The 26167-nt window shown below is 62.6% G+C and carries 38 protein-coding genes; 33 read left to right on the forward strand and 5 right to left on the reverse strand.

Annotated features, from left to right (window positions below; all coding sequences use genetic code 11):
* The first annotated feature begins 72 nt into the window (after window positions 1-72).
* The 26 genes from rplC (at window position 73) to rplQ (ending at window position 14383) form a co-directional block, all read left to right on the forward strand.
* A complete protein-coding gene (gene rplC, locus DFR52_RS01420) occupies window positions 73-777 on the forward strand; it encodes a 50S ribosomal protein L3 (RefSeq protein WP_110030139.1) in 705 nt (234 codons plus the stop codon).
* Window positions 777-1397 carry a 50S ribosomal protein L4 gene (rplD, locus tag DFR52_RS01425; RefSeq protein WP_110030140.1) on the forward strand — a complete coding sequence of 207 codons (621 nt, stop codon included), beginning with the start codon at window positions 777-779 and terminating at the stop codon, window positions 1395-1397. The genes rplC and rplD overlap by 1 nt, the downstream gene beginning before the upstream one ends.
* Entirely contained in the window at window positions 1394-1687 is a 294-nt protein-coding gene (locus tag DFR52_RS01430; protein WP_110030141.1) for a 50S ribosomal protein L23, read from the forward strand. Before rplD ends, DFR52_RS01430 begins: the two co-directional genes overlap by 4 nt.
* A gap of 35 nt (window positions 1688-1722) precedes the next feature.
* Window positions 1723-2559 carry a 50S ribosomal protein L2 gene (gene rplB, locus DFR52_RS01435; RefSeq protein WP_110030142.1) on the forward strand — a complete coding sequence of 279 codons (837 nt, stop codon included), beginning with the start codon at window positions 1723-1725 and terminating at the stop codon, window positions 2557-2559.
* A 15-nt stretch (window positions 2560-2574) separates the two neighbouring features.
* Window positions 2575-2853: a 30S ribosomal protein S19 gene (gene rpsS, locus DFR52_RS01440; RefSeq protein WP_110030143.1), complete on the forward strand. Its 279-nt coding sequence runs from the start codon at window positions 2575-2577 to the stop codon at window positions 2851-2853.
* Window positions 2854-2855: 2 nt separating this feature from the next.
* Window positions 2856-3248 (forward strand): 50S ribosomal protein L22, encoded by a 393-nt coding sequence (gene rplV, locus DFR52_RS01445; protein ID WP_110030144.1) that lies wholly within the window; start codon window positions 2856-2858, stop codon window positions 3246-3248.
* Entirely contained in the window at window positions 3248-3952 is a 705-nt protein-coding gene (rpsC, locus tag DFR52_RS01450) for a 30S ribosomal protein S3 (RefSeq protein ID WP_110030145.1), read from the forward strand. Before rplV ends, rpsC begins: the two co-directional genes overlap by 1 nt.
* A 37-nt stretch (window positions 3953-3989) precedes the next feature.
* On the forward strand, window positions 3990-4403 hold the full coding sequence (gene rplP / locus DFR52_RS01455) for a 50S ribosomal protein L16 (RefSeq protein WP_110030146.1): 414 nt from the start codon (window positions 3990-3992) through the stop codon (window positions 4401-4403).
* A gap of 11 nt (window positions 4404-4414) precedes the next feature.
* Window positions 4415-4615, forward strand: coding sequence for a 50S ribosomal protein L29 (gene rpmC, locus DFR52_RS01460; protein WP_110030147.1), 201 nt, complete (start codon window positions 4415-4417; stop codon window positions 4613-4615).
* 12 nt (window positions 4616-4627) lie between these two features.
* Window positions 4628-4867 carry a 30S ribosomal protein S17 gene (rpsQ, locus tag DFR52_RS01465; RefSeq protein WP_110030148.1) on the forward strand — a complete coding sequence of 80 codons (240 nt, stop codon included), beginning with the start codon at window positions 4628-4630 and terminating at the stop codon, window positions 4865-4867.
* 235 nt (window positions 4868-5102) lie between these two features.
* Window positions 5103-5471, forward strand: a complete 369-nt coding sequence (gene rplN / locus DFR52_RS01470) for a 50S ribosomal protein L14 (protein ID WP_035528307.1) — start codon at window positions 5103-5105, stop codon at window positions 5469-5471.
* A gap of 11 nt (window positions 5472-5482) precedes the next feature.
* Window positions 5483-5794, forward strand: coding sequence for a 50S ribosomal protein L24 (gene rplX / locus DFR52_RS01475; protein WP_110030149.1), 312 nt, complete (start codon window positions 5483-5485; stop codon window positions 5792-5794).
* Entirely contained in the window at window positions 5787-6344 is a 558-nt protein-coding gene (rplE, locus tag DFR52_RS01480; RefSeq protein ID WP_110030150.1) for a 50S ribosomal protein L5, read from the forward strand. The genes rplX and rplE overlap by 8 nt, the downstream gene beginning before the upstream one ends.
* 32 nt (window positions 6345-6376) lie before the next feature.
* Entirely contained in the window at window positions 6377-6682 is a 306-nt protein-coding gene (rpsN, locus tag DFR52_RS01485; protein ID WP_110030151.1) for a 30S ribosomal protein S14, read from the forward strand.
* Window positions 6683-6694: 12 nt separating this feature from the next.
* A complete protein-coding gene (rpsH, locus tag DFR52_RS01490; RefSeq protein ID WP_110030152.1) occupies window positions 6695-7093 on the forward strand; it encodes a 30S ribosomal protein S8 in 399 nt (132 codons plus the stop codon).
* Between the two features lie 37 nt (window positions 7094-7130).
* Entirely contained in the window at window positions 7131-7664 is a 534-nt protein-coding gene (gene rplF, locus DFR52_RS01495; RefSeq protein ID WP_110030153.1) for a 50S ribosomal protein L6, read from the forward strand.
* 12 nt (window positions 7665-7676) lie between these two features.
* A complete protein-coding gene (gene rplR, locus DFR52_RS01500; protein ID WP_110030154.1) occupies window positions 7677-8039 on the forward strand; it encodes a 50S ribosomal protein L18 in 363 nt (120 codons plus the stop codon).
* A 41-nt stretch (window positions 8040-8080) separates the two neighbouring features.
* Complete coding sequence (rpsE, locus tag DFR52_RS01505; RefSeq protein WP_110030155.1) at window positions 8081-8641, forward strand: 30S ribosomal protein S5; 561 nt, start codon at window positions 8081-8083, stop codon at window positions 8639-8641.
* A gap of 40 nt (window positions 8642-8681) precedes the next feature.
* Window positions 8682-8882, forward strand: coding sequence for a 50S ribosomal protein L30 (rpmD, locus tag DFR52_RS01510; RefSeq protein WP_110030156.1), 201 nt, complete (start codon window positions 8682-8684; stop codon window positions 8880-8882).
* Window positions 8883-8898: 16 nt separating this feature from the next.
* Entirely contained in the window at window positions 8899-9381 is a 483-nt protein-coding gene (gene rplO / locus DFR52_RS01515) for a 50S ribosomal protein L15 (RefSeq protein WP_110030157.1), read from the forward strand.
* A gap of 202 nt (window positions 9382-9583) precedes the next feature.
* Window positions 9584-10924 (forward strand): preprotein translocase subunit SecY, encoded by a 1341-nt coding sequence (secY, locus tag DFR52_RS01520; RefSeq protein WP_110031064.1) that lies wholly within the window; start codon window positions 9584-9586, stop codon window positions 10922-10924.
* Entirely contained in the window at window positions 10921-11505 is a 585-nt protein-coding gene (locus tag DFR52_RS01525; protein WP_110030158.1) for an adenylate kinase, read from the forward strand. The genes secY and DFR52_RS01525 overlap by 4 nt, the downstream gene beginning before the upstream one ends.
* Before the next feature lie 330 nt (window positions 11506-11835).
* Window positions 11836-12204, forward strand: a complete 369-nt coding sequence (gene rpsM / locus DFR52_RS01530) for a 30S ribosomal protein S13 (RefSeq protein WP_110030159.1) — start codon at window positions 11836-11838, stop codon at window positions 12202-12204.
* Window positions 12205-12324: 120 nt separating this feature from the next.
* Window positions 12325-12714, forward strand: a complete 390-nt coding sequence (rpsK, locus tag DFR52_RS01535; protein ID WP_110030160.1) for a 30S ribosomal protein S11 — start codon at window positions 12325-12327, stop codon at window positions 12712-12714.
* A gap of 95 nt (window positions 12715-12809) precedes the next feature.
* Window positions 12810-13820: a DNA-directed RNA polymerase subunit alpha gene (locus tag DFR52_RS01540; RefSeq protein ID WP_110030161.1), complete on the forward strand. Its 1011-nt coding sequence runs from the start codon at window positions 12810-12812 to the stop codon at window positions 13818-13820.
* Window positions 13821-13954: 134 nt separating this feature from the next.
* Window positions 13955-14383, forward strand: a complete 429-nt coding sequence (gene rplQ, locus DFR52_RS01545) for a 50S ribosomal protein L17 (protein WP_110030162.1) — start codon at window positions 13955-13957, stop codon at window positions 14381-14383.
* Between the two features lie 80 nt (window positions 14384-14463).
* On the opposite strand, the gene DFR52_RS01550 is transcribed toward rplQ, so the two are convergent.
* Window positions 14464-15312, reverse strand: a complete 849-nt coding sequence (locus tag DFR52_RS01550; RefSeq protein ID WP_110030163.1) for an FkbM family methyltransferase — start codon at window positions 15310-15312, stop codon at window positions 14464-14466.
* A 432-nt stretch (window positions 15313-15744) separates the two neighbouring features.
* Here DFR52_RS01550 and DFR52_RS01555 point away from each other — a divergent pair, with 432 nt between their 5' ends.
* Window positions 15745-17169: a DegQ family serine endoprotease gene (locus DFR52_RS01555; RefSeq protein WP_425351141.1), complete on the forward strand. Its 1425-nt coding sequence runs from the start codon at window positions 15745-15747 to the stop codon at window positions 17167-17169.
* A gap of 4 nt (window positions 17170-17173) precedes the next feature.
* The gene (locus DFR52_RS01560; protein WP_110030164.1) at window positions 17174-18484 is read left to right on the forward strand and encodes a replication-associated recombination protein A; all 1311 of its coding nucleotides are present in this window, start codon (window positions 17174-17176) and stop codon (window positions 18482-18484) included.
* Between the two features lie 37 nt (window positions 18485-18521).
* Here DFR52_RS01560 and DFR52_RS24140 read toward each other — a convergent pair whose 3' ends face one another.
* Entirely contained in the window at window positions 18522-18932 is a 411-nt protein-coding gene (locus tag DFR52_RS24140; RefSeq protein WP_146215521.1) for a hypothetical protein, read from the reverse strand.
* Between the two features lie 11 nt (window positions 18933-18943).
* On the reverse strand, window positions 18944-19612 hold the full coding sequence (locus DFR52_RS01565) for a helix-turn-helix domain-containing protein (protein ID WP_110030165.1): 669 nt from the start codon (window positions 19610-19612) through the stop codon (window positions 18944-18946).
* Between the two features lie 247 nt (window positions 19613-19859).
* Between DFR52_RS01565 and DFR52_RS01570 the strand changes: the two genes are divergently transcribed.
* The 5 genes from DFR52_RS01570 to DFR52_RS01590 are packed head-to-tail and all read left to right on the forward strand — an operon-like array spanning window position 19860 to window position 23296.
* Window positions 19860-20399, forward strand: coding sequence for a flavodoxin domain-containing protein (locus DFR52_RS01570; protein ID WP_110030166.1), 540 nt, complete (start codon window positions 19860-19862; stop codon window positions 20397-20399).
* Between the two features lie 54 nt (window positions 20400-20453).
* Window positions 20454-20828: a fluoride efflux transporter CrcB gene (gene crcB, locus DFR52_RS01575; RefSeq protein WP_110030167.1), complete on the forward strand. Its 375-nt coding sequence runs from the start codon at window positions 20454-20456 to the stop codon at window positions 20826-20828.
* A gap of 21 nt (window positions 20829-20849) precedes the next feature.
* The gene (locus tag DFR52_RS01580; RefSeq protein WP_110030168.1) at window positions 20850-21836 is read left to right on the forward strand and encodes an RluA family pseudouridine synthase; all 987 of its coding nucleotides are present in this window, start codon (window positions 20850-20852) and stop codon (window positions 21834-21836) included.
* A complete protein-coding gene (locus tag DFR52_RS01585) occupies window positions 21836-22483 on the forward strand; it encodes an HAD-IA family hydrolase (RefSeq protein WP_110030169.1) in 648 nt (215 codons plus the stop codon). The genes DFR52_RS01580 and DFR52_RS01585 overlap by 1 nt, the downstream gene beginning before the upstream one ends.
* Before the next feature lie 24 nt (window positions 22484-22507).
* Window positions 22508-23296 (forward strand): ATP12 family chaperone protein, encoded by a 789-nt coding sequence (locus DFR52_RS01590; RefSeq protein ID WP_110030170.1) that lies wholly within the window; start codon window positions 22508-22510, stop codon window positions 23294-23296.
* A 271-nt stretch (window positions 23297-23567) separates the two neighbouring features.
* Here the strand turns inward: DFR52_RS01590 and DFR52_RS01595 are convergent, their stop codons facing one another.
* Window positions 23568-24698, reverse strand: a complete 1131-nt coding sequence (locus tag DFR52_RS01595) for a thioesterase domain-containing protein (protein WP_110030171.1) — start codon at window positions 24696-24698, stop codon at window positions 23568-23570.
* On the reverse strand, window positions 24695-25735 hold the full coding sequence (locus tag DFR52_RS01600) for a hypothetical protein (protein WP_110030172.1): 1041 nt from the start codon (window positions 25733-25735) through the stop codon (window positions 24695-24697). The genes DFR52_RS01595 and DFR52_RS01600 overlap by 4 nt, the downstream gene beginning before the upstream one ends.
* Window positions 25736-26167 lie beyond the last annotated feature (432 nt).

Raw genomic sequence — 26167 nt, forward strand, 5'->3', positions numbered from 1 at the left:
GCTGAAGCGTTAGAGCAGGTATAGAGGCGTGAAGGGCAACCCCCGACAGGCTACTCTGAGAGGAATGAACCGATGCGTTCAGGTGTGATTGCACAGAAGGTTGGGATGACCCGGGTCTACAATGACGCCGGCGAACACATCCCGGTGACCGTCCTGCGTCTGGAAAACTGCCAGGTGGTAGCCCAGCGTACAGACGAAAAGAACGGCTATACCGCTGTTCAGCTCGGCGTAGGCCGGGCCAAGGTCAAGAATACGTCCAAGGCCATGCGCGGCAACTTCGCCATTGCCAATGTCGAGCCGAAGGCGAAGGTGGTCGAGTTCCGGGTATCCACGGACAACATGATTGATGTTGGTGCCGAGATCACCCCGAGCCACTTCGTCGCCGGCCAGCTGGTTGACGTCTCCGGCGTCAGCCAGGGCAAGGGCTTCGCCGGCGCCATGAAGCGCCACGGCTTCGGCGGTCTGCGCGCCACCCACGGCGTTTCGGTCTCGCACCGTTCGCACGGCTCGACCGGTTCCAACCAGGATCCGGGCAAGGTGTGGAAGGGCAAGAAGATGGCTGGCCACATGGGTCAGACAAAGATCACGACCCAGAACCTGGTCGTCGTCTCGACGGACGATGATCGTGGCCTGATCCTGGTCAAGGGCGCCGTTCCCGGCTCCAAGGGCACATGGATCATGGTTCGTGATGCGGTCAAATCCGGCACTCCGGCTGATGCCCCCCGTCCCGCAGCGCTTCGCGCCGCAGCAACAGCTTCGAATGAGGGAGCCGAATAATGGACTTTAATGTCACCACCCTCGATGGTCAGGACGCTGGAAAGATCACTCTTTCCGATGCGATCTTCGGCCTCGACCCGCGCCAGGATCTGATCCAGCGCATCGTTCGCTGGCAGTTGGCCAAGCGTCAGCAGGGCGGCCACAAGACGCTCAGCCGGTCGCAGGTCTCCCGCACCGGCGCCAAGATGTTCAAGCAGAAGGGTACGGGCCGCGCCCGTCACCATGCTGCGAGCGCTCCGCAGTTTCGCGGCGGTGGCCGGGCTCATGGTCCTGTCGTCCGCAGCCACGCCCATGACCTTCCCAAGAAGGTGAGGGCACTCGGCCTGCGTCACGCCCTTTCGGCCAAGTTCAAGTCGTCCGACATCATCGTCGTCGACAGCTTCACCTCGACCGATCCGAAGACCAAGGTGCTTGCAGGTACGCTGGGCAAGCTCGGGATCGTCAACGCCCTGTTCATCGGTGGCGCCGAGCTCGACAAGAACTTCAGCCTGGCGGCCGCCAACATTCCGAACGTCGACGTGCTGCCGATTCAGGGCATCAACGTCTACGACATCCTGCGCCGCGGCAAGCTGGTCTTGTCCAAGGACGCCATCGCGGCTCTGGAGGAGCGGTTCAAATGACTGATCTTCGCCACTATGATGTGATTGTCTCACCGGCAATCACCGAAAAATCGACAATGGTTTCCGAACAGAACCAGGTTGTCTTCAACGTCGCACGGCGTGCGTCCAAGCCTGAAATCAAGGCTGCGGTCGAAGCGCTGTTCGGTGTCAAGGTCACGGCGGTCAACACGCTGCTGCGCAAGGGTAAGACCAAGCGCTTCCGCGGTTTCTCCGGTCGCCAGCAGGATGTGAAAAAGGCGTATGTAACGCTGGCTGACGGTCAGTCGATCGACGTCTCCACCGGTCTCTGAGACCGCGCGGACAAGCCCTCAAAGGGAACAGGAAAATGGCACTGAAAAGCTACAATCCGACGACACCGAGCCAGCGTCAGCTGGTCATCGTTGATCGTTCGGGTCTTCACCGCGGCAAGCCTCTCAAGGCGCTGACCGTTGGTCTGAACAAGAAGGGCGGCCGCAACAACCACGGTCGCATCACGGCGCAGTCCATCGGTGGTGGTCACAAGCGCACCTATCGCATGGTCGATTTCAAGCGTCGCAAGTTTGACATCGAGGCGACTGTCGAGCGTTTGGAATACGACCCCAACCGCACGGCGTTCATCGCGCTCATCACCTATGCCGACGGTGTTCAGGCCTATATTCTGGCGCCACAGCGTCTGGCAGCCGGCGACAAGGTCATTTCTTCGGCCAAGGCCGTCGACGTCAAGCCCGGCAATGCGATGCCGCTGCAGTTCATGCCGGTGGGCACGATCGTGCACAACATCGAGATGAAGCCTGAGAAGGGCGGCCAGATCGCCCGCTCGGCGGGCGGCTACGCCCAGCTGGTCGGTCGCGACCAGGGCATGGCCATTCTTCGGCTCAATTCCGGCGAGCAGCGTCTGGTGCAGGGCACCTGCCTCGCCACCGTCGGCGCCGTGTCCAACCCGGATCACAGCAACATCAACGATGGCAAGGCCGGTCGCACGATCTGGCGTGGCAAGCGTCCGCATGTTCGCGGTGTGGCCATGAACCCGGTCGACCACCCGCACGGCGGCGGCGAAGGCCGTACCTCCGGTGGTCGTCACCCGGTTAGCCCCTGGGGCAAGCCGACCAAGGGCAAGCGCACGCGTTCGAACAAGTCGACCGACAAGTTCATCATGCGTTCGCGCCACCAGCGCAAGAAGTAAGAGAGGAAGTCTCCAATGGCTCGTTCAGTTTGGAAAGGTCCGTTTGTTGACGGCTATCTTCTCAAGAAGGCTGAGAAGGTTCGCGAAGGCGGCCGCAACGAGGTTATCAAGACGTGGAGCCGTCGCTCCACGATCATGCCTCAGTTTGTCGGCCTGACTTTTGGCGTCTATAACGGCAACAAGCATATTCCGGTCAACGTCACCGAGGACATGGTCGGCCAGAAGCTTGGTGAATATTCACCGACGCGGACCTACTACGGTCACGGCGCGGACAAGAAAGCGAAGAGGAAGTAACAATGAGCAAGGCTAAAACAGAACGCCGGCTCAAGGATAACGAGGCCCAGGCGGTTGCGCGCACATTGCGCGTCAGCCCCCAGAAGCTCAATCTCGTTGCCGCCCTCATTCGCGGCAAGAAGGTTGGCCAGGCGCTTGCCGAACTCGAATTCTCGCGCAAGCGGATTTCGGGCACCGTCAAGAAGACCCTTGAGTCTGCCATCGCAAACGCAGAGAACAACCATGATCTCGACGTTGATTCGCTCATCGTCGCGGAAGCCTATGTGGGCAAGTCCATCGTCATGAAGCGCTTCCATGCCCGTGGTCGCGGTCGCTCCTCGCGCATCGAGAAGCCGTTCGCACACCTCACCATCGTGGTGCGCGAAGTGACGGAAGCTAAAGGGGAGGCCGCATAATGGGTCAGAAAATCAATCCGATCGGTTTTCGCCTCGGCATCAACCGTACCTGGGACAGCCGCTGGTTCGCCGACAACGCGGAATACGGCAAGCTGCTCCATGAAGACATCAAGATCCGCGCCTATCTGATGAAGGAACTCAAGCAGGCCGGCATCGCCAAGGTGGTGATCGAGCGGCCGCACAAGAAGTGCCGCGTGACCATTCACGCAGCGCGTCCTGGCCTGATCATCGGCAAGAAGGGTGCGGACATCGAGAAGCTCCGCCGCAAGCTGGGCGAAATGACCGCTTCGGAAACGCACCTCAACATCGTCGAGGTCCGCAAGCCGGAGATCGACGCAACGCTGGTGGCGCAGTCGATCGCCCAGCAGCTCGAGCGTCGCATCGCCTTCCGTCGCGCCATGAAGCGTTCGGTTCAGTCGGCCATGCGTCTTGGCGCCGAAGGCATCAAGATCACCTGCGGCGGCCGTCTCGGCGGCGCGGAAATCGCCCGCACCGAATGGTACCGCGAAGGCCGGGTGCCGTTGCACACGCTTCGCGCCGACATCGACTACGGTACGGCTGAAGCAAAAACTGCCTACGGCATCTGCGGCGTGAAGGTCTGGATCTTCAAGGGCGAAATCCTCGAGCACGATCCGATGGCTTCCGAGCGCCGCTCCACCGAGGGTGACGCATCAGGCGGCAATCGTCGGCGCGAAAACGCCTGAGGCTCTTGCCGGGCACGACAATTCGGAGAATTAGACAATGTTGCAGCCAAAGCGTACTAAGTACCGGAAGCAGTTCAAGGGCCGCATCAAGGGCGTTGCCAAGGGTGGTTCGGACTTGAATTTCGGCGCATTCGGCTTGAAGGCTCAGGAGCCTGACCGGGTCAACGCGCGCCAGATCGAAGCAGCCCGCCGGGCCATCACGCGTCACATGAAGCGTGCGGGCCGGGTGTGGATCCGGATTTTCCCGGACGTTCCGGTGACATCGAAGCCGACCGAAGTCCGCATGGGCAAGGGCAAGGGTTCGGTTGACTACTGGGCATGCAAGGTCAAGCCAGGCCGGGTCATGTTTGAAATCGACGGCGTCAGCGAAGAACTCGCCCGTGAAGCCCTGCGCCTCGGTGCAGCCAAGCTTTCGGTCAAGACACGCTTCGTACAGCGCATCGCAGAGTAAGGAGACGGATCATGAAAGCCGCAGACGTCCGCGCCATGAGCGTCGACCAGCTCAACGACGAGCTTCTGAAGTTGAAGAAAGAGCAGTTCAATCTGCGCTTCCAGGCGGCCACCGGCCAGCTGGAAAAGACATCGCGTGTCCAGATCGTCCGTCGTGACATCGCACGCATCAAGACAATCGCTCGCCTCAAGGCGGCGGAAGCCAAGGTTTAAGGACCAGATACAATGCCAAAACGCATTCTGCAGGGCACTGTCGTCAGCGACAAGAACGAAAAGACCGTGGTTGTCCGTGTGGAACGTCGTTTCGCACATCCGGTCATGCAAAAGATCATTCGCCGTACCAAGAAGTACAAGGCGCATGACGAGACCAATCAGCACAAGGTCGGCGATGAGGTTTCCATCCAGGAATGCGCGCCGATTTCCAAGGACAAGCGCTGGACGGTGATTTCCGCCACCGAGGCTTGACGGACTGAATTAGGGCAGGGGGCTATTGCACCCTGCGAAGAATCCTGTATGACACAGGCCATTGGCGCAAGAACGCCCCGGTAACGGGCGTTCTTCTGCTTTAAGCGCACGGAAGGTCCCACAGTGGAAACCACCTTGGCAATATTCTTCCCGCGCAAGATAGAATTGATTCATAAGCTGGCAAAGGGGGCCTTCGTGCCCAACCGTGCCGGTAACAACAAGAAGGCGGCCTGATATGATTCAGATGCAAACAAACCTCGACGTCGCGGATAATTCCGGCGCCCGTCGTGTCATGTGCATCAAGGTTCTGGGCGGCTCCAAGCGCAAGTACGCTTCCATTGGCGACATCATCGTTGTGTCGATCAAGGAAGCCATTCCGCGCGGCCGCGTCAAGAAGGGTGATGTGATGAAGGCGGTTGTCGTTCGCACTGCGAAGGACATCCGTCGCGCCGATGGCAGCGTGATCCGGTTCGACCGGAATGCTGCTGTTCTGATCGACAACAAGAAAGAGCCGATCGGCACCCGCATCTTCGGACCGGTTCCGCGCGAACTTCGCGCCAAGAGCCACATGAAGATCATCTCTCTGGCTCCAGAAGTGCTGTAAGGAACGTACCGATGCAAAAGATCCGCAAAGGCGACAAGGTCGTCGTCCTGGCAGGCAAGGACAAGGGCCGTACCGGCGAAGTCATTGCCGTGATGCCGAAGGAAGATCGGGCCGTTGTCCGTGGCGTCAACATGGTCAAGCGCCATCAGCGCCAGACCCAGACCCAGGAAGCCGGCATTATCAACAAGGAAGCTTCGCTTCACCTGTCGAACCTCGCAATCGCCGATCCGCAGGACGGCAAGCCGACCCGCGTCGGCTTCAAGATTGAAGGCGACAAGAAGGTGCGCGTGGCAAAGCGTTCGGGAGTGGTCATCGATGGCTGATGCAAAGTATGAGCCGCGGCTCAAGACCGAATACAACGAGCGTATCCGCCCGGCCCTGCATGAACAGTTCGGCTATGCCAACGTCATGCAGATCCCGCGTCTGGACAAGATCGTCATCAACATGGGCATCGGCGAATCGACCGCCGATTCGAAGAAGCCTGCGATCGCCGCTGAAGACCTGGCAGCCATTGCCGGTCAGAAGCCGGTCATCACCCGGGCCCGCACCTCGATCGCCGGCTTCAAGCTGCGCGAGCACATGCCGATCGGTGCCAAGGTGACGCTGCGCGGCGCGCGGATGTATGAATTCATGGACCGCCTGGTGACGATCGCGCTTCCGCGCGTTCGCGACTTTCGCGGCCTGAACCCGAAGAGCTTTGACGGCCGCGGCAACTTTGCCATGGGCATCAAGGAGCACATCGTGTTCCCGGAAATCAACTATGACAAGGTTGACCAGATCTGGGGCATGGACATCATCGTTTGTACGACGTCAAAGACGGACGACGAAGCGCGGGCTCTTCTCAAAGAGTTCAACTTCCCGTTCCGCCAGTAATCGTTACGGCATTCGTAGAGAAGGATAGAGACATGGCGAAATTGAGCGCAGTTGAAAAGAACAAGCGCCGTCGCAATCTGGTTGCCCGGGATGCCGCAAAGCGCGCCACCCTCAAGGCAATCACCCAGGACCAGAAACTCCCAATCGAGGAGCGTTTCCGCGCCACCCTGAAGCTGGCCGAAATGCCGCGCAACGGGGCAAAGGTTCGTATCCGCAATCGGTGCGAAATTACCGGTCGTCCGCGAGGCTTCTATCGGAAGCTGCAGATGTCGCGTATCGCATTGCGTGAATTCGGGTCACTCGGCAAGGTGCCGGGCCTCGTCAAGTCGAGCTGGTAAGGAGCTGCACAGATGGCAATGACTGATCCTCTGGGCGATATGCTCACACGTATCCGCAACGGCATGGCCCGCCGCAAGTCGTCGATCTCGACGCCTGCGTCCAAGCTCCGTGCCCGCGTTCTCGACGTCATGCAGGCCGAAGGCTACATCCGGGGTTACTCGGAAGTCTCCTTCGACAATGGCAAGGCCGAGATCAATATCGAGCTCAAATACCACGAAGGCACCCCGGTTATCCGCGAGATCGCTCGCGTTTCCAAGCCAGGTCGCCGGGTATATGTCTCGGTCAAGTCCATTCCGCAGGTCGGCAACGGTCTCGGCATCACGATCCTTTCGACTCCGAAGGGCGTGCTCGCTGATCACCAGGCGCGTGAGCAGAATGTTGGTGGCGAGGTTCTCTGCTCGATCTTCTGATCGGCAGAACCTCAAACTCGAACAGACAGGTTGAACAATGTCTCGTATCGGTAAAAAACCCGTTCCGGTTCCCGCTGGCGTCACCGCGACGGTCGACGGCCAGAAGGTTGTCGCCAAGGGTCCCAAGGGTGAACTTTTCTTTGTCGCCAACGATGAAGTCACGGTAAAGCTCGAAAACAATGAAGTCGTCGTGACCCCGGTGGATGCATCCAAGGATGCACGCGCCAAGTGGGGCATGGCCCGCACGATGATCTCCAACATCTTCACCGGTGTGAAGGATGGCTACGAGCGCAAGCTCGAGATCCATGGGGTTGGTTATCGCGCGACGTTGCAGGGCCGCAATCTGCAGCTCGCCCTTGGCTTTAGCCACGATGTGGTCTATCAGCCGCCGGAAGGCGTCAGCATTGCATGCCCGAAGCCGACGGAAATCACCCTCACCGGCATCGACAAGCAGGTGCTTGGCCAGGTGGCGGCGGAGATCCGCGGTTACCGTGGTCCGGAGCCCTACAAGGGCAAGGGTGTCAAGTATGCCGGTGAGCGGATTGTCCGCAAAGAAGGCAAGAAGAAGTAAGGAAGACGCGAAATGGCTAGCAGGAAAGAATCCCTTACGCGTCGCGCCGATCGCGTGCGGCGCCAGCTTAAAGCGGTGGCCAACGGCCGTCCGCGCCTGTCGGTTCATCGCTCGTCGAAGAACATCTACGTCCAGGTCATCGATGACGCAGCGGGCCACACGCTCGCGGCAGCATCGACCCTCGACACCGATCTGCGCGGTGCGCTCAAGACCGGCGCCGACACAGCTGCGGCTGCAGCTGTCGGCAAGCTGATCGCAGAGCGCGCCTCCAAGGCCGGTGTGACGGACGTGGTCTTCGACCGTGGTGCCTTCATATATCATGGCCGCATCAAGGCCCTCGCCGAAGCAGCCCGCGAAGGCGGTCTGAACTTCTAACAATCGCCGATTGATTCCGGAAAAGAATAAGGAAAAGGACAATGGCAAGAGAAGCCCGCCGCGACAACCGCGGCAAGGAAGAAGAGCGCGACAGCGAATTTGTCGACAAGCTCGTCCACATCAACCGCGTCGCCAAGGTCGTCAAGGGCGGTCGTCGGTTCGGTTTTGCAGCCCTCGTGATCGTCGGCGACCAGAAGGGTCGCGTCGGTTTCGGTCATGGCAAGGCGCGTGAAGTGCCGGAAGCCATCCGCAAGGCGACGGAAGCTGCCAAGCGCGAGCTGATTTTCGTACCGCTGCGCGGCGGCCGGACCCTGCACCACGATGTGCATGGCCGTCATGGCGCCGGCAAGGTTCTGCTGCGCTCAGCAAAGCCTGGTACGGGCATCATCGCCGGTGGCCCGATGCGCGCTGTCTTCGAGACCCTCGGCATGGCCGACGTGGTTGCCAAGTCGACGGGTTCCTCGAACCCGTACAACATGGTCCGCGCGACATTCGATGCCTTGAAGCACCAGGTTCACCCGAAGGACGTCGCGGCTCAGCGCGGGATCAAGTATTCCACACTGCAGGCTCGTCGTTCGTCCGTTGTTGACACTGAAGAGTAACCAGGCGTCTGCCTTCACTTCGTTTTAGGGAGCCAGATCCATGGCTGATAATCAGAAGGGCAAGACGGTCACTGTCGAACAGATCGGCAGCCCGTCCCGCCGTCCCAACGTTCAGCGTCAGACGCTGATCGGCCTGGGCCTCAACAAGATGCACCGCCGCCGCACCCTCGAGGACACGCCGTCCGTGCGTGGCATGATCCGTGCGGTCGGCCATCTCGTTCGCGTCGTCGACGAGAAGTGAACCCGGAGACACGATCATGAAACTCAATGAAATCAGTGACGTCGAAGGCGCCACCCACGCTCGCAAGCGCGTTGGTCGCGGCATCGGCTCCGGCTCCGGCAAGACCGGCGGCCGTGGTGTGAAGGGCCAGAAGTCCCGCGGTGGCGTTGCCATCAACGGCTTCGAGGGCGGTCAGATGCCGATCTATCGGCGTCTGCCCAAGCGCGGCTTCACCAACATCTTCACGACCGACTTCAATGTCGTGTCGCTGGGCCGCATCCAGACCGCGATCGACGCGGGCAAGCTCGACGCCAAGGTGTCGATCGACGCCCTGGCGCTCAAGGCTGCCGGTGTGATCCGCCGTCTCAAGGACGGCGTGCGGGTTCTGGCCGATGGCGAACTCAAGGCCAAGATCAACCTCGACGTCGCCGGCGCTTCCAAGTCCGCGGTCGAGAAGATCGAAAAGGCCGGCGGATCGATCAAGGTCCAGCCTGCCAAGGCCGACAAGGCCGCCGAATAGCGCAATAGTTATCGCCCGGTGCTTCACACCGGGCGATTTCCGTCCCATATGGGGGTGCGATCGGCGCGAATGTCGCGACGATCGGGGCAGGGGACCGCTCCGGAGCATCCGGATGCAGCGCCCGACGCTCAATGAAACCAATTTAGACCCTCCGGAGATGATGGGGTTCATCATGCCCCGGTTGGGCCGCGCGGAGAATTCCATGGCATCTGCAGCCGAACAGCTCGCCTCCAACCTGAATTTCTCCGCCTTTTCGAAGGCGGAAGACCTCAAGAAGCGCATCTGGTTCACACTGGGTGCGCTTTTGGTCTATCGGCTTGGAACCTACATTCCGCTGCCCGGCATCAATCCCGATGCCTTTGCCCGCGCCTTCCAGGGACAGGCGGGCGGCATTCTCGGCCTGTTCAACATGTTTGCCGGCGGCGCCGTCGGGCGCATGGCGATCTTCGCGCTCGGCATCATGCCCTATATCTCGGCCTCGATCATCATCCAGTTGATGACCTCGGTGGTGCCTTCGCTTGAACAGCTCAAGAAGGAAGGCGAGCAGGGCCGCAAGGTCATCAACCAGTACACCCGCTACGGCACCGTGCTGCTCGGCACTCTGCAGGCCTATGGCATTTCCGTCGGCCTCGAGTCGAGTGCCGGCGTGGCGACCGATCCAGGCTGGTTCTTCCGCATCTCGACCGTCGTCACGCTGGTTGGCGGCACCATGTTCCTGATGTGGCTCGGCGAGCAGATCACCGCGCGCGGCATCGGCAACGGCATTTCGCTGATCATCTTCGCAGGCATTGTCGCCGCGCTTCCGAACGCGGTGGCTGGTACGCTTGAACTCGGCCGGACCGGCGCGCTGTCGCCGGCACTGATCGTTGCCGTGCTGCTCGTGGCTGTCGGCGTCATTGCCTTCATCGTCTTTGTCGAACGGGCTCAGCGCCGGCTGTTGATCCAGTATCCGAAGCGACAGGTCGGCGCGCGCATGTTCCAGGGCGACACCTCGCACCTGCCGCTCAAGCTGAACACGGCCGGCGTCATTCCACCGATCTTCGCCTCGTCGCTGCTGCTGCTTCCGGCCACCGTCGCCGGGTTCGCCAACACCGGCAACCTGCCGAGCTGGGCGACGGCGGTTCTCGCCTCGCTGGGCCATGGCCAGCCGCTCTACATGCTGATGTATGCCAGTATGATCGGCTTCTTCGCATTCTTCTACACAGCCATCGTCTTCAATCCGAAGGACACCGCCGACAATCTCAAGCGCCATGGCGGGTTCGTGCCCGGCATTCGTCCGGGGGAACGCACGGCGGAGTATATCGACTATGTGCTGACTCGCATTACGGTCGTCGGTGCGCTCTACCTCATCTTCGTCTGCCTCCTGCCGGAAATTCTGATCGCCCAGACCGGGGTTCCGTTTTATCTCGGTGGAACGTCGCTTCTGATCGTTGTCAGCGTGACGCTCGATACGGTAACGCAGGTGCAGGGGCACCTGATCGCCCAGCAGTATGAAGGGCTGATCAAGAAGTCGAAGCTTCGGGGAGGGAAGAAGGGCAGATGAGATTGATACTTTTAGGACCGCCAGGCGCGGGCAAGGGGACCCAGGCCCAGCGCATGGTGGCCAAGTACGGAATTCCGCAGCTGTCGACCGGTGATATGCTCCGCGCGGCAGTCTCCGCGGGGACCGAAGTGGGGAAGAAGGCCAAGGCGGTCATGGATGCCGGCGAGCTGGTCTCCGATTCGATCGTCACGGCGATCGTCTCCGACCGCATCGACCAGCCCGATTGCGCCAAGGGGTTCATCCTCGACGGCTATCCGCGCACGCTGGTGCAGGCCGATTCGGTGGCGGCGATGCTGGCTGCCAAGGGAATGGAGCTCGACATGGTCATCGAGCTGGTCGTCGACGACAAGGCGCTTGTCGGCCGCATCGTCAAGCGTGCCGCCGACGCCAAGGCTGCCGGTGAGCCGGTCCGCCGTGATGACGAGCCGGTGGTGTTCGATGAGCGGCTGCGCGAATATTACAAGAAGACCGCACCGCTGATCGGCTACTATTACGCCAAGGGCAAGCTGCGCTCGCTCGACGGAATGGCCGACATCGAGCAGGTTTCCGCCGAGATCGATTCCCTGGTGGCCTCGATCTGAGTCGGTTTGCAGCGCTGCTTTCTTACGGGATGGTGGCGGGTCCGGCTGTGTCAGGCGCAAAATAAGGGTCTCGGGAGGTTGACGTAACCCTTCCGAGTCCGATATGACCTGCGCAACTCGCGACATGAAGGCGATCGGTGCGTTCCCCGCAGATTCGGGGACACGGGCCTGATCGCTTTATTCGTGCCGGGAACACGCATCGGCCGATCGTCCGCAAGGATCCGATTGTCCCTGTACGGACTACCCCGCAAGGGCCGGCCTCCACCGGACGCGGGTCAACAATAACCCGCCGGCCAGATCAGATCTGTCCCGGCCCACATGGAGAAGCACATGGCCCGCATAGCAGGCGTAAACATTCCGACGAACAAGCGCGTCGTCATCGCGCTCACCTACATCCACGGCATCGGCAAGAAGTTTGCCCAGGAGATCGTGGAGAAGGTCGGCATTCCACTGGAACGCCGCGTCAACCAGCTTTCGGACGCCGAAGTGCTGCAGATCCGCGAAACCATCGACCGCGACTATCAGGTCGAGGGCGACCTTCGCCGCGAAAATTCGATGAACATCAAGCGTCTGATGGATCTGGGCTGCTACCGCGGCCTGCGCCATCGTCGCGGTCTTCCGGTTCGCGGTCAGCGGACCCACACCAATGCACGCACCCGCAAGGGTCCGGCAAAGGCGATCGCAGGCAAGAAGAAGTAATTTCCGGACGCGTCCCGCTCGTTCCGCCAGCCGGTTTTCCGGCCTGGCGGAATTTGCGGTTTGTGGACGGGGTGGAGCCGCTGGCATTACGGCGGTGAAGATATCAGGAAAGGGACTACCATGGCTAAAGAAGCTACACGCGTACGCCGTCGCGAACGCAAGAATATCTCGACCGGCGTTGCACATGTCAATTCGACCTTCAACAACACCATGATCACCATCACCGACGCGCAGGGAAACACGATTTCCTGGTCGTCCGCCGGTGCGAAGGGCTTCAAGGGTTCGCGCAAGTCGACACCGTTTGCCGCCCAGATGGCTGCTGAAGACGCCGCCAAGAAGGCGCAGGATCACGGCATGAAGACGCTCGAAGTCGAAGTCTGCGGTCCCGGTTCGGGCCGTGAATCGGCTCTGCGCGCCCTGCAGGCTGCCGGAATCGTCATCACCTCGATCCGCGATGTGACTCCGATTCCGCACAATGGCTGCCGTCCGCGCAAGAAGCGTCGCGTCTAAGCCTTACCCTTACTAGCCCGGCGGACCGTGTTCCGTCGGGCTCTTTCACTTGGTCGTCACGATTGGATGGTGACGACGACAGGAAGGCGGAAAATATGATTCAGAAAAATTGGCAGGAACTTATCAAGCCGAGCAAGGTCGAGTTCATCTTGTCGGGACGCACCAAGGCGACGGTTGTCGCCGAACCGCTTGAGCGTGGCTTCGGCCTGACGCTCGGCAACGCGCTGCGCCGCGTGCTGCTGTCGTCGCTTCGCGGCGCCGCGGTCACCGCCGTGCAGATCGACGGCGTCCTGCACGAGTTCTCCTCGATCCCCGGCGTGCGGGAAGATGTCACAGACATCATCCTCAACATCAAGGAAATCGCCATCCGCATGGAAGGCGACGATGCCAAGCGCATGGTCGTCCGCAAGCAGGGCCCGGGCGTTGTCCGCGCCGGCGACATCCAGACAGTGGGCGACATCGAGATCCTCAACCCCGAACACGTGCTCTGCACGCTGGACGAGGGTGCGGAAATCCGGATGGAATTCACCGTCAACAACGGCAAGGGCTATGTGCCCGCCGACCGCAACCGCGCCGAAGACGCTCCGATCGGTCTTATCCCGATCGACAGTCTCTACTCGCCGGTCAAGAAGGTCTCCTACAAGGTCGAGAACACCCGCGAGGGCCAGGTTCTCGACTATGACAAGCTGACGCTGAACATCGAGACCGACGGATCGGTCAGCGGTGAAGATGCCGTGGCCTACGCCGCGCGCATTCTGCAGGACCAGCTTGGCGTCTTCGTCAATTTCGACGAGCCGCAGAAGGAAGTCCACGAAGAGACCGTTGCGGAACTGGCGTTCAACCCGGCGCTGCTCAAGAAGGTCGACGAACTCGAGCTTTCGGTGCGTTCGGCCAACTGCCTCAAGAACGACAACATCGTTTACATCGGCGACCTCATTCAGAAGACCGAGGCCGAAATGCTTCGCACTCCGAACTTTGGTCGCAAGTCGCTCAACGAGATCAAGGAAGTTCTCGCTTCGATGGGTCTGCATCTCGGCATGGAAGTGCCGTCCTGGCCGCCCGAGAACATCGAAGATCTCGCCAAGCGCTACGAAGACCAGTACTGAGGACGCCCGCGCCCCTGATGGGGCGCGACAGCGGCCTTGGCCATTTAACTTGCGCATGCCTGTTTCCGCCGCGGCGGGTTGCATGCGCCCCAGTCAAACGGCAGGCATCAGCCTGCAAGTGAAGGAGACGAGCCATGCGCCATGGAAATTCAGGCCGCAAGCTGAACCGCACCTCGAGCCACCGCAAGGCGATGTTTGCCAATATGGCGACCTCGCTCATCGAGCATGAGCAGATCATGACGACCTTGCCCAAGGCCAAGGAAATCCGCCCGATCGTTGAAAAGCTTGTCACGCTCGGCAAGCGCGGCGACCTGCATGCCCGCCGTCAGGCGCTCTCGCAGATCCGCGACAACGATGCCGTGCGCAAGCTGTTCGATGCCATTGCCACCCGTTACGCCACACGCAACGGCGGCTATATCCGCATCATGAAGGCCGGCTTCCGCACCGGCGACAACGCTCCGATGGCCGTTGTCGAATTCGTTGACCGCGACGTCAGCGCCAAGGGCGCCAAGGATCTGGCCCGCGTGGCCGCCGAAGCCGCCAACGAGGACGAAGCCGCCTGATAGGCTGCTTTCACCGTCGCATTTGAAAAGCCGGGTGCTCGACGCATCCGGCTTTTTGCATTTGATCGCCACCCCGGCGGCTATCGGCGAGATGAACCCGCCCCAAGTACCGCGCGCCATCTGTCGAGCCGGCGCCTGAGACGTTCCATCCGGCGGGCGGTGATCCACGGCCGAAGAACGGCCCTGAGCGACTTTCCCCCGCGCGGCGCGGCCTCGATGACGGTTGTGGCATGGATGTCCTTCCAGCCCAGGCCATGGATGGCGAGGATCTGGAAGAAATCCTCCGCGCATGCCCATTCGCCACGGATGTCGTCGCCGAACGGACCCGCGCTCTCGGCGTGAAACCAGTGCTCCCTGACGCCGGCCGGCGTCAGGATCGTGCCGGTGCCGTAGGTGTCGACCCTGTCGCCCTCAACCAGTTTGAAGGAATTGTATCCGCCCATGCCTGCCAAGAGGCAGAAGACATCGATCGTGTGCGATTCGGCGGAAATGAAAGGCGGGCGGATGCCGTGCTCGAACAGCGACCGCAGCAGCGGGCCGTCGTAACCTTCGACGTCGATCTTGATGTAGTGCGGCACGCCGTGATCCCGCACAAGTGCGGCGACATTCCTCGACGGCAGCAGGACGCGGTCGTATTCGTGCAGTCTATCGGCGGACGGCGGGGAGAACTGGCCCCATCTGTCGCTGAGACGGTGATTGTAGAAATGCACCTCGCCTTCGGTGGCGCAATCCGTGAGCACGCACTGCTCGATGATCAGCCGTCCGGAGCGGACCTCGTCCGAAAACCGGTCCGTCATCAGGGCGCACATGGCCGGGTTGGCGTCGACCGCGACCACCAGGTCGGCCTTCATCAGGTAATAGGGTATGTCGTCGCCATTGTTGGCACCGAAATCGTAGATGATGCGTCTGGCGGCATGGTCGTCCGTCATGTCTTTCCATTCGTTCCGTGGCCGGGCGACGCGCGCCCCGCCGACTGGCCTGTCCCGTTATGGCCGATGCGAGCCTATATTCGCAAGGGCAAGGGTGCCGCGGGCCGGCGACCGGTGCGCGGCGGGGGCGGGAAGAGGGTGAAGCGGTTTGCCGATTTCAGCTGCGCCGACACGGAATTGCCTGTTTCCCCGGGCCAATTTGTCGCCCCGGGCCGGTGCGGCGGTGGTGGCCCGACCGGCGCTTCTGGGCCATACTGCGCCACCGTGAAAGAGGATGAGTCTGCCATGAAGTCTGTTGCCCGAGGCCTGCGCCGCGCGTCCCCCTTGCTGATTGCGATGCTGGTCTGTCTCAGCGTGTTTGCCGCGCCTCGCCCCGCCACCGCCGAGGGTGGTGAGTCATTGACAAAGACGCTCGGCGACATCTTTCGCGGCGTGATCGATGGCGACAAGGCCGCGCCCGTCCCGGATTCGAGCGCCACTGGCGCGACGCCCGCTCCCCAGGCGGAGGCTGCCGCCCGGGCCGGGGACGAGGTCGTCCGGCAGGTGCCGCAATCGCGCGGCGACATGCTGCAAAGCTTCTCGCCGCTGGTCAAGCAGACAGCGCCCGCGGTGGTCAACGTCTATGCCGACCGCACCGTTCAGAGCCGCAGCCCGTTTGCGGGGGATCCGTTCTTCGAGCAGTTCTTTGGCCAGCGCATGCCGAACCGCACGGAGAAGCAATCCTCGCTCGGCTCCGGCGTGATGGTCGAAGCGTCGGGCATCATCATCACCAACAACCATGTCATCGAGGGCGCGGACGACATCCGGGTGGCGCTTGCCGACGGCCGTGAGTTTGAGTCCAAGGTCCTTCTCAAGGATGAGCGTTTCGACGTCGCCATCCTCAAGATCGAGGGTGACGGCCCGTTTCCGACCATCGAGTTCGGTGATTCCGACGCGCTTGAAGTGGGCGACCTTGTGCTCGCCATCGGCAACCCTTTCGGTGTCGGACAGACCGTGACCAGCGGCATCATCTCGGCGCTGGCGCGCAACCGCGTCGGCATCTCCGACTTCGGCTTCTTCATCCAGACCGATGCGGCCATCAATCCGGGCAATTCCGGCGGCGCGCTCATCGACATGAACGGCCGTCTGATCGGCATCAACACCGCCATATTCTCCCGCTCCGGCGGATCGAACGGGATCGGCTTTGCCATTCCCGCCAATCTCGTGCGGGCCGTGGCGCTGGCTGCCGAGGCCGGCGGCGACCGGTTCGAACGACCCTATATCGGCGCCACCTTCGAGACGCTCACCCCGGAGATCGCCGATGCGCTCGGGCTTGAGAACTCCAACGGCGCGCTGGTCTCCGCGGTCGAGGATGGCGGGCCCGCCGCCAAGGCCGGCCTCAAGCCCGGCGACGTCGTCGTCGCAATGAACGGCCAGTCGGTTCAGCATCCCGACGCCTTGGGCTACCGCCTCGCCACCACCGGCGTGGGCGGCACCGCGGATTTCACCGTCAGGGGACGCGGCGGCGAGCGCACCGTCACCATCGCACTTGTGCCGATGCCTGCCGATGCGCCCGGCAGCAAGCTGCTGATCGGGGGCGACAGCCCGTTTGCCGGCGTCACCGTCGCCGACCTTTCGCCGCGCCTGGCTTCCGACCTGCGCATGCCCCCGAACACAAGCGGGGTCGTGGTGGTCGACGTGACCCGCCGGTCGCTCGCCGAGCGCTACGGATTCGAGCCGCGCGACATCATCGCCGCCGTCAACGGCGCGGAGATCCGGCAGGTCGATGACCTGCGCACGGCGCTCGGCGGCAAGCCCGGCTTCTGGAAATTCGATGTCATCCGCAATGGCCGGCTGATGCGCCAGTTCATCCGCTGATCCGATGCCCGATCTGTTCACCGACACCTCGCTTGCCGAATCCGTAGCCCGACCGCTCGCCGACCGGCTGAGGCCGAAGACGCTGGCCGAGGTGTCGGGGCAGGAGCACCTGACGGGCGCCGACGGGGCGCTGACGCGGATGATCGCCTCCGGCAATCTCGGCTCGATGATCTTCTGGGGCCCGCCCGGCACCGGCAAGACCACGGTGGCACGCCTGCTTGCCGGCGACACCAATCTCGCCTTCGAACAGATCTCGGCCATTTTCACCGGCGTGGCCGATCTCAAGAAGGTGTTCGAGAGCGCGCGGTCGCGGCGGATGGGCGGCCGGCAGACGCTGCTCTTCGTCGATGAGATCCACCGCTTCAACCGGGCCCAGCAGGACAGTTTCCTGCCGGTGATGGAGGACGGGACCATCATCCTGGTCGGCGCCACCACCGAAAACCCGTCCTTCGAGCTCAATGCTGCTCTGCTCTCGCGCGCCCGGGTGCTGACCTTCAAGTCCCACAGCGAGGAGAGCCTCGCTGCCCTGGTCGATCGCGCCGAGGCGGAGATGGGCGGTCCGCTGCCGCTCGATGAAGATGCGCGCATGAGCCTCATCCGCATGGCCGACGGTGACGGCCGCGCGGTGCTGACGCTGTCGGAGGAAGTCTGGCGCGCAGCGCGCCCGGGCGAGATCTTCGACACCGAGGCGCTGACCAGGATCGTCCAGCGCCGGGCGCCGATCTACGACAAGGGCCAGGACGGCCATTACAATCTGATCTCGGCGCTGCACAAGGCGGTGCGCGGCTCGGACCCCGACGCGGCGCTGTATTATCTCTGCCGGATGTTCGACGCCGGCGAGAACCCGCTGTTCATCGGCCGGCGGCTGGTGCGCATGGCCTCAGAGGACATAGGCCTGGCCGACCCGCAGGCGCTTGTCATCTGCAATGCTGCCAAGGACGCCTATGATTTTCTTGGTTCGCCCGAGGGCGAACTGGCGCTGGCGCAGGCCTGCGTCTATCTTGCCACCGCGCCTAAGTCGAACGCCGTCTACACCGCCTACAAGCAGGCCATGCGGGTCGCCAGGGAGGCCGGTTCGCTGGCGCCGCCCAAGCACATCCTCAATGCCCCCACCAAGCTGATGAAGGGCGAGGGCTATGGCGACGGCTACCGCTACGATCACGACGAGCCCGACGCCTTTTCCGGCCAGGACTATTTCCCCGAAAAACTCGGCCGCCAGACCTTCTACGATCCGCCCGAACGCGGGTTTGAGCGCGACATCCGCAAGCGGCTGGATTTCTGGTCGAGGCTGCGCAAGGAGAAACAGGGCGGGTAGGGCGGTTCATTGCAGCTTGGAATGCTGCGATTGAACGTCATGGCCGCGGAAGCCTTCGGTCAAGGACCCGCAGGTCGGCCAGCCGCGATTGCAAGATCTCGATACGGGGTGCGAGCAGCAGCTCTTGCCCATATCCGTAAAGCGCCGCCGCGCCGCCAATGACAGTCAATGCAGGGCCCCATATGGCGAGCGATGGAATTGCCAAAGCGGCGAGGCCTGCAACCGAACACAGGCCGCCCGTGTTGCCGATTGCCGTGGACCATGGCGCGGTCCGAAGCCGCTCAAGCTCCGATGACAATGTCAGGACAACCGAGCCGAGCTCGGTTTCGAAAGCGCGTCTTTCCGACGGCGACAGGGTCGAGTAATCGAAGCTTGGCGACCATGCATGAGCGGCAATCCAGACTTCGCAATCCGCAATTGACTCAATCCGAGCCGGTTCGCGGGGCATAGGCGCCTGGCCTATTGATCGAGGGCCCTTGTTCTTTGGTCCGAACGCAGCGCCATCTCGGCCAGTTCAAGCTTCAGGCTGGCAATGCGAAACACATTTGCCGATTTTTGCCTTGTCATGGCGGTCCACAAAACCACTCCGAGAATGCCGGCCGATAGCGTTGCCCAAAACAGCACCGGCGACGCGGCCACGGCATCGGGGACGGAAATCGTCGGCAATTCGCTCATCTGATAAGAGGCCCGATAAAGATATATCGAGAAAATGCCGGCTAGCGAGCCCAATAGGATGTGCAAGCCCAGCACCATGAAACGGGCATATCTGTAACCTTCGCCATGCCATTCTTTCAGCTTTTGCCCTGCGTCCATGATTGAAGGCTCGATGACGAATTCGCGCAATTCGGAAAATTCGAGCCATTCGGACGAGGTCTCGGTCTGTTTCGGCGTTTCGCCGTTGCCGCTGATCAGCCAGGCTGGCGACACGCCCATCACGCCGGCCAATGTCAGCAGCTTGTTGGCGCGCGGTTCGGAGCGATCGGATTCCCATTCCGCCAGAGTTTCACTCGTCACCCCCGCCCTGGATGCGGCGGCTTCACGGCTTAAACCTGCACGCTTCCGGGCTTGCGAGATCCTGCTGCCCAACGTTATTCCGCCATGCTGGGCGCTTGATTCTCCGAAGGCCATTGCCGATGCTCCTTGGACGGATGACATCTGAGTCAGAATTGAAAGGGCCAGTATCTTTCCGCGGCTATTTGCAATGGGAAGGTTGCCGCCTAGAAGGATGGCTCAAGATCATAGTAGCCCAATTTCGGACAATCTGGCCAGTGGGGCAAACGGGCTGCTGTCGCATCCCGCGGCCCCTGGTTGACCTGCGTCAATGCGGCGGCCGCCGATAGCGGGTGATATCGGTCAGCGAAACTGGAGATCCGCCATGAACGTGCTTGTGCTGTATGCCACCGTTGAAGGCCAGACCCGCAAGATTGCCGAGCATGTCGCCGCCCGCATCGAGGGGCAGGGCCATATGGTCGTGCTCGGGGACGTGCGCGATCCGGGATTTGCCGTTCCCGGCACGTTTGAAGCCATCGTGCTCTGCGCTCCCATTCATATGGGCCGTTATCCGGAAGCCTTCGTCCGCTTTGTCACCGACTGGAAGACCGCGATCGAAGCCGTTCCCAACGCGCTTGTCTCGATTTCTCTCGCGATCCACAGCGACAATGCCGAGGAGCGCGCCGAGGCGGAAGCCTACCCGATCCATCTCCAGCACAAGAGCGGCTACCATCCCGCATCGGTGCATCATGCCGCCGGAGCGCTCAAATTCCTGGAATATGATTTCTTCAAGCGCTTTCTGATGCGCCGCATTGCCGGCAAGGAAGGCGGTCCTGTTGACACCAGCCGCGATTACGAGTTCACCGATTGGGCGGCTCTCGATCAATTTATCGATGCTTTTGCCGGCCAGATAGCGCAACCGTGACGGAATTGCCGTTACTGCTTTATCCGGCGGATGAATTCCGCTAAAGCAGCGGCCATGAGTGCATTTTTTCTGGTATTTGTCGGGGGCGGACTTGGCGCCGTGTCGCGCTATGGGTCAGGGCTGCTGGTCGGACGCGTCGCCGGGCACGGTTTCCCCTGGGGCACCCTGTTCGTCAATGTCGCGGGCTCGCTGGTCATGGGACTGTTGGTCTCCTGGCTGGCTCGGCGCTCGTCCGGCGATTCCGATCTCCGCCTGTTGCTGGCGGTCGGCTTTCTGGGCGGGTTCACGACGTTCTCGGCGTTCTCGCTCGATGCGGTCGCTCTTTATGAACGCGGCGAGCCGACCGCCGCGATGATTTATGTTCTGGCGAGCGTCCTGGTGTCGATCCTGGCGCTGTTTGCCGGCCTCTGGCTCGTGCGCCAACTCTGACAATTGGACGAAGGAAACGATATGGCGGGCGTACAACTCATTCAGGTTGCAGCCGACGAAACCGGCATGCGGCTTGACCGCTGGTTCAAGGTGCATTTTCCCGGTCTCGGCTTCGGGCCGTTGCAGAAACTGCTGCGTTCGGGCCAGATCCGCGTCGACGGCGGCCGGGTCAAATCCGAGACTCGCGTCCAGCCGGGCCAGACTGTGCGCGTGCCGCCGCTCGGCGTCGACGAGAAGGTGCATGGACCGCTCACCGCCAACACCATGAAGAACCGCGACGATGACGACGTGCTCAAGCAGATGCTGCTGCATGAGGACGACAAGGTGCTGGTCTTCAACAAGCCCGCCGGCCTTGCCGTGCAGGGCGGTTCGGGCATCACCCGCAATGTCGACGAGATGCTGGAAGCCTGGCGCAACAAGAAAGGCGAAAAGCCCCGTCTGGTGCACCGGCTCGATCGCGACACAGCCGGCGTGCTGGTCGTCGCCCGCACCCGTGCTGCGGCGCAGGCCTTGACCACTGCCTTCCGCGAGCGCGAGACCAAGAAGACCTACTGGGCGCTGGTCAAGGGCACGCCGCGGCAGAAGGAAGGCAAGCTGTCGAGCTGGCTGATCAAGGAATCGACGCCCGATGGCGACCGCATGCGCATCGGCAAGCATGGCGAGCAGGGCGCCGATCACGCGGTGTCCTACTACCGCGTGCTCGAGGAGGCCGGCCAGCAGCTGACCTGGCTGGAGATGGAGCCCTATACCGGCCGCACCCACCAGCTGCGCGTCCACGCCCTCAGCCTCGGAACGCCGATCATCGGTGATCCGAAATATTTCGACGCCGACCACAACTGGGCGTTCCCGGGCGGCATGCAGAAGCGTCTGCACCTGCTTGCCCGTCGCATCGTCGTGCCGCATCCGTCCGGCGGCACGCTCGACATCACCGCGCCGCTGCCGCCGCACATGGTTCAGAGCTGGAACCTGATCGGCTTCGACCTGGAAAACGGCGAGGCCCGCTACTGATGCAGCTGGTCCTGTTTGATTGCGACGGCACGCTGGTCGACAGCGCCGATGTCATCCATCTGTGCATGAGCCGGACATTCGCCGATTTCGACCATCCGCTGCCGGACCTGGCGGCGACCAAGTCGATCATCGGGCTGACGCTCGATCTGGCGATCGCGCGCATGCTGCTGCGCGAGGTTGACCCGGAGGTGACGGCCATGACGGCGCGCTACAAGGACCACTTCTTCGCCCATCGCCAGGCGGGCGGCGCGCCGGAACCGGTGTTCGAGGGGATCCTGCCGCTGCTGGCGGAGCTGAAGGCGCGCGACGACCTGGTTCTCGGCGTCGTCACCGGCAAGTCGCAGCGCGGCCTGAAGGCCATCCTTGCCCACCATGGGCTCGACACGACGTTCTTCACCACCCGCACCGCCGACGATTGCCCCTCCAAGCCGCATCCGGCCATGGTGCTCGAATGCTGCGCCGAGGCCGGCATCGATCCGGCGCAAACCCTTGTCATCGGCGACGCGATCTACGATATGCAGATGGCCCGCGCCGCCGGCGCCCGCGCCATCGGCGTGTCCTGGGGCTACGGCTCGGTCGAGGCCCTTCACGCCGCCGGCGCCCATCAGGTGGTCACCGATGTGGTGTCCATTGCCGGACTTGTCTGACACACCGATCTGACGGAGAGCGCCATGCGCGATATTCTGAGCGACCTTGAAGTGGGAACTCCCCAGGAGAAGGACCCGGTGCGCCGGGCCCAGGCCACGATGAAGCGGTCGCTGCCCAAACGCTTCTACAAGGACGTTTCCGTTGTCCCTGTGCCGGAAGGTTTTGCCATCGCGCTCGACGGCAAGCCGGTGCGCACGCCTCAGCGCGCCAGCCTGGCCGTCCATGACGAAGAGCTCGCCCGGGCGCTCGCCGCCGAATGGGAGGCCCAGGACAAGGAGATCAATCCCGCGCGCATGCCGCTTACCCGGATGGTCAACACCGCCATCGATGGGGTGGCCTCGGCGCCGGAGGCTGTGTTCGAGGAGATCCTCCGCTACGCCGGCTCAGACCTCTTGTGTTACCGCGCCGCCCAGCCCGCCGAACTTGTCGCGCGGCAGGCCGAGGTCTGGGATCCATTCCTCGACTGGGCCGTGCAGGCCCATGGCGCGCGCTTCGTGCTGTCGGAAGGGGTGATGCATGTCGCCCAGCCGCCCGAGGCCGTGGGCGCGCTGGCCGCGGTGCTGCGCCGCCATTCCTCGCCGCTGATGCTGACGGCCCTGCACACGGTCACCGCCATGAGCGGCTCGATCCTGCTCGCTTTGGCGCTGGCCGAAGGCGAGGCCGACGCCGACACCGTCTGGAACGCCGCCCATGTCGACGAAGACTGGAATATCGCCCACTGGGGCGAGGACGGCGAGGCGGCCGCGCGCCGCGCCGCCCGCCGCCAGGACATGGACGCGGCAACCCGGATCATCGAGAGTTTCCGGCGCTAATGCATGTCGCCTGAAAGTGTGCAGCGGTTTCGGGATCACGACATGCATGATTACAAAGAGCCAAAGCGCATCGCGTGAATCTGAATTCCCGCGATGCGCTTTGGCGCATTTCGCGAGGAAGTGGATTGCACGTCGTCTCAGGACAATGCGGCACGTCAAGAACGCGGAGCGCCTCTGCGATGCTCTGACGAGCAGACGCGCTCTGAGGCGCCGAGGGAGCGAAGCGGGGCGTCAAGTCGCCTCCGAAACGGGGCGACGGGCGACCGGGCGCTCAGGCGGGCTGCCCGTCCGCCTGCAACTGATCGGCCATCAGTCGGTCGACATGGCCGGCGACGACGCGCGCCACCGGGTCGTGCAGAATTGTGTAATGATCGGCATCGACCGTGATCACCCGCACCGGCCGGTCACAGAACTGCTGCCAGCCAAGTGCTTCCGGCTCGTTGCGTGCCTTGGGTGGCCGCTGCGCAGCCCGAAGCAGGGTGACCGGCCCGTCATACCGGCCGGGAACATGGCTCATGTGAGCGATCTTGTTGAAAGACAACAGGGCGCTTTCCCGCTCGTTCATCGGTATTGCTTCTCCGCGCAGGGCATTCTCGGCGAACAGCCGCTGCAGCGGCACCAGCTTGGCCCGATTGCGCCGGTCGCGCATGGCCAGTTCCAGCCGCTTGAGCCCCGACAGGCGCATCCAGAAGCGCGAATCCGTCATCTGGTCGAGGAACGGTTGCCGCACAGGCTGCTGGCGCGGGCAGTCGCTGTCGAGCATCATGACATGCGACTGTCCGGTGTTCGCCGCCGCCAGCAGCCGCGCCACCTCGAAACCCACCCCGCCGCCCATCGAATAGCCGAGTATCCGGCAGGGCCCTGACGGCTTGATCGAGCGGATGCTGTCGACGCAGTCTGCGGCGATCTCCCGCACGTCAAGCCGCGGCATCGCCTTGCCGTCAATGCCATGCATCTGCAGCCCGTAGACCGGAACGGCGTCCGACAGGCAGGAAACGACATGTCTGAATGCATAGCTGCTGCCATCGGCGCCGGGGATGAGGAACAGCGGGACTCTTCCCGGATCCCCGGCCTGCATGCATATCATGTGCGGGCCGAAATCTGCCGGAGCCTTATCGGCTTCCCGTGCTTCGCTGGACTGGACGATCGACGCCACGCGCGCCGCAAATCCGTCAAGTGTCCTGACGCGGGCAAATTCCGCCAGGTCAATGGCCACGGAGAGCCTGGCCTCCAGCTCCATGCACAATTCGACCGCGTCGACGCTGTCGAACCGGGCAAGCTGGCCGAACTCGACATCGGCACCCGAAGCATCTGCCGCCTTCAGCAAATCGACATTGGCGGCGCTGCCGAAGCTGATCATGTGGGCCAGCACCATCCCGCGAACTTCCGCCGCATCGGTCATGACAGTGCGATCTCGAGTTTTTCGGGGTAGACGAAAAGGTAATCCGCGGGTCTGAGCCTGTAGTCGGTGACCACCACTTTCCGGTCGATCAGCCCGAGCTGCCGCGTCACCTCGTTCCAGACCATCAGCGAGAGCCTCTTGCCGATGCAGGCATGCCGGCCGTAGCCGAACAGCTTGCCGAGATCCCGATGTCCTTCGGTGTCGCTGAAGGGCAGGAAATAGAGGTGCAGATTGTCGCCCTTTGAAAACGAGGTGCCAAGCACTTCACAATCGCGGCCGGCGACCCGGGCGACATAGGGAATGCTCGTGCTCGTGAACTCCGTCGGCCAGCTGATCTCGGCGAAGCCGGCGGGTGTCTGCTTGGGCAGACAGTCATGCAGCGTGGCCGAGAGCGATCCGCCCAGGGTGTCGGTGCCCAGAACGTTGAGCACCAGCGCCCGTATCGCCTCGGTCTCGCTCTGGCCGACAATACCCGCCTTCATCGCCTTCAGCGCCGTCTCGATGCTTCTGCGGGTCCCGACGCCCAGCAGCTGATCGACAAGGCGCGACACGGCCACTTCCGTGGGCGGGGTGATGCCCCCGTCAAGAGTTCGGCTTATGGCGGCGATGAGCGGAATGCTGAGCTCGGACACCAGATCGAAACTGTCGCGGTGCCGCATCGGCTCCAGCAAACGGGACACCCAGGCAGGCATCTCCCTTTGCACGATCGGCAGGCGTGAGCTGATGGCGCCCGCGAGGTCGCGGCGCAGTTCGCGATGCCGTGCACCCTCATGAAGCAGTGGCACCTGGCCGAGAACCTCCACGGTCACGGACAGGTCGAGATTGAGGCGCTCGACCAGCCGCTCGACGAATGCGGTCAGATCGGGGGCCAGCCAATCCTCGGACTGCTGGATCGCCAGCGAGGCTTCCGGAGTGAGGGTCGCGTAGCACCGCATGGCGGGGTCAAAGCCGAAGTGGCTATCCGGCCGGGCGAAAACCTGGCTTCGGCGTTCCGGCGAGTGATGCAGCCCGACCAATTGCAGCGCGGAATCAATCAAAGCCGTCAATCCTCAATGTAAACGCGACCGATCACGGGCCAGCTTATCGTGGAATTTCAGCGGAAAATCAATATGCTGCCGATGCAATTTGAGCTGCCGCCCGTCGCCCGCGCTGGTCAAGGCGATGCGACCGCAGGGCGCCGCGCGGATGGCATCGGCAGCGTCAATCAGCCGTGAACAGGCGGATGGCCCATCCAGACCGCTGGCCGGAGGTAGTCAGGACACGGTCGACGCGTCCCCCCAACGGACACGACGACAGTCGCAGTGCATCGGCCCTAGGCGATGCCTTCCGGTGCTGTCGAGCGCAATCTCAACGCTCCGTTAGCTGGCGGATGGTCGCGCGGCATTGCAAGGATCCGCGTGATGTGCGGCGGGAGGATCCATGGTGTCGAAATCGGCCTCGATGGGACATTCGGCCAAGCCGATGGGACG

Source organism: Hoeflea marina (assembly GCF_003182275.1).
Taxonomy (GTDB): Bacteria; Pseudomonadota; Alphaproteobacteria; order Rhizobiales; family Rhizobiaceae; genus Hoeflea; species Hoeflea marina.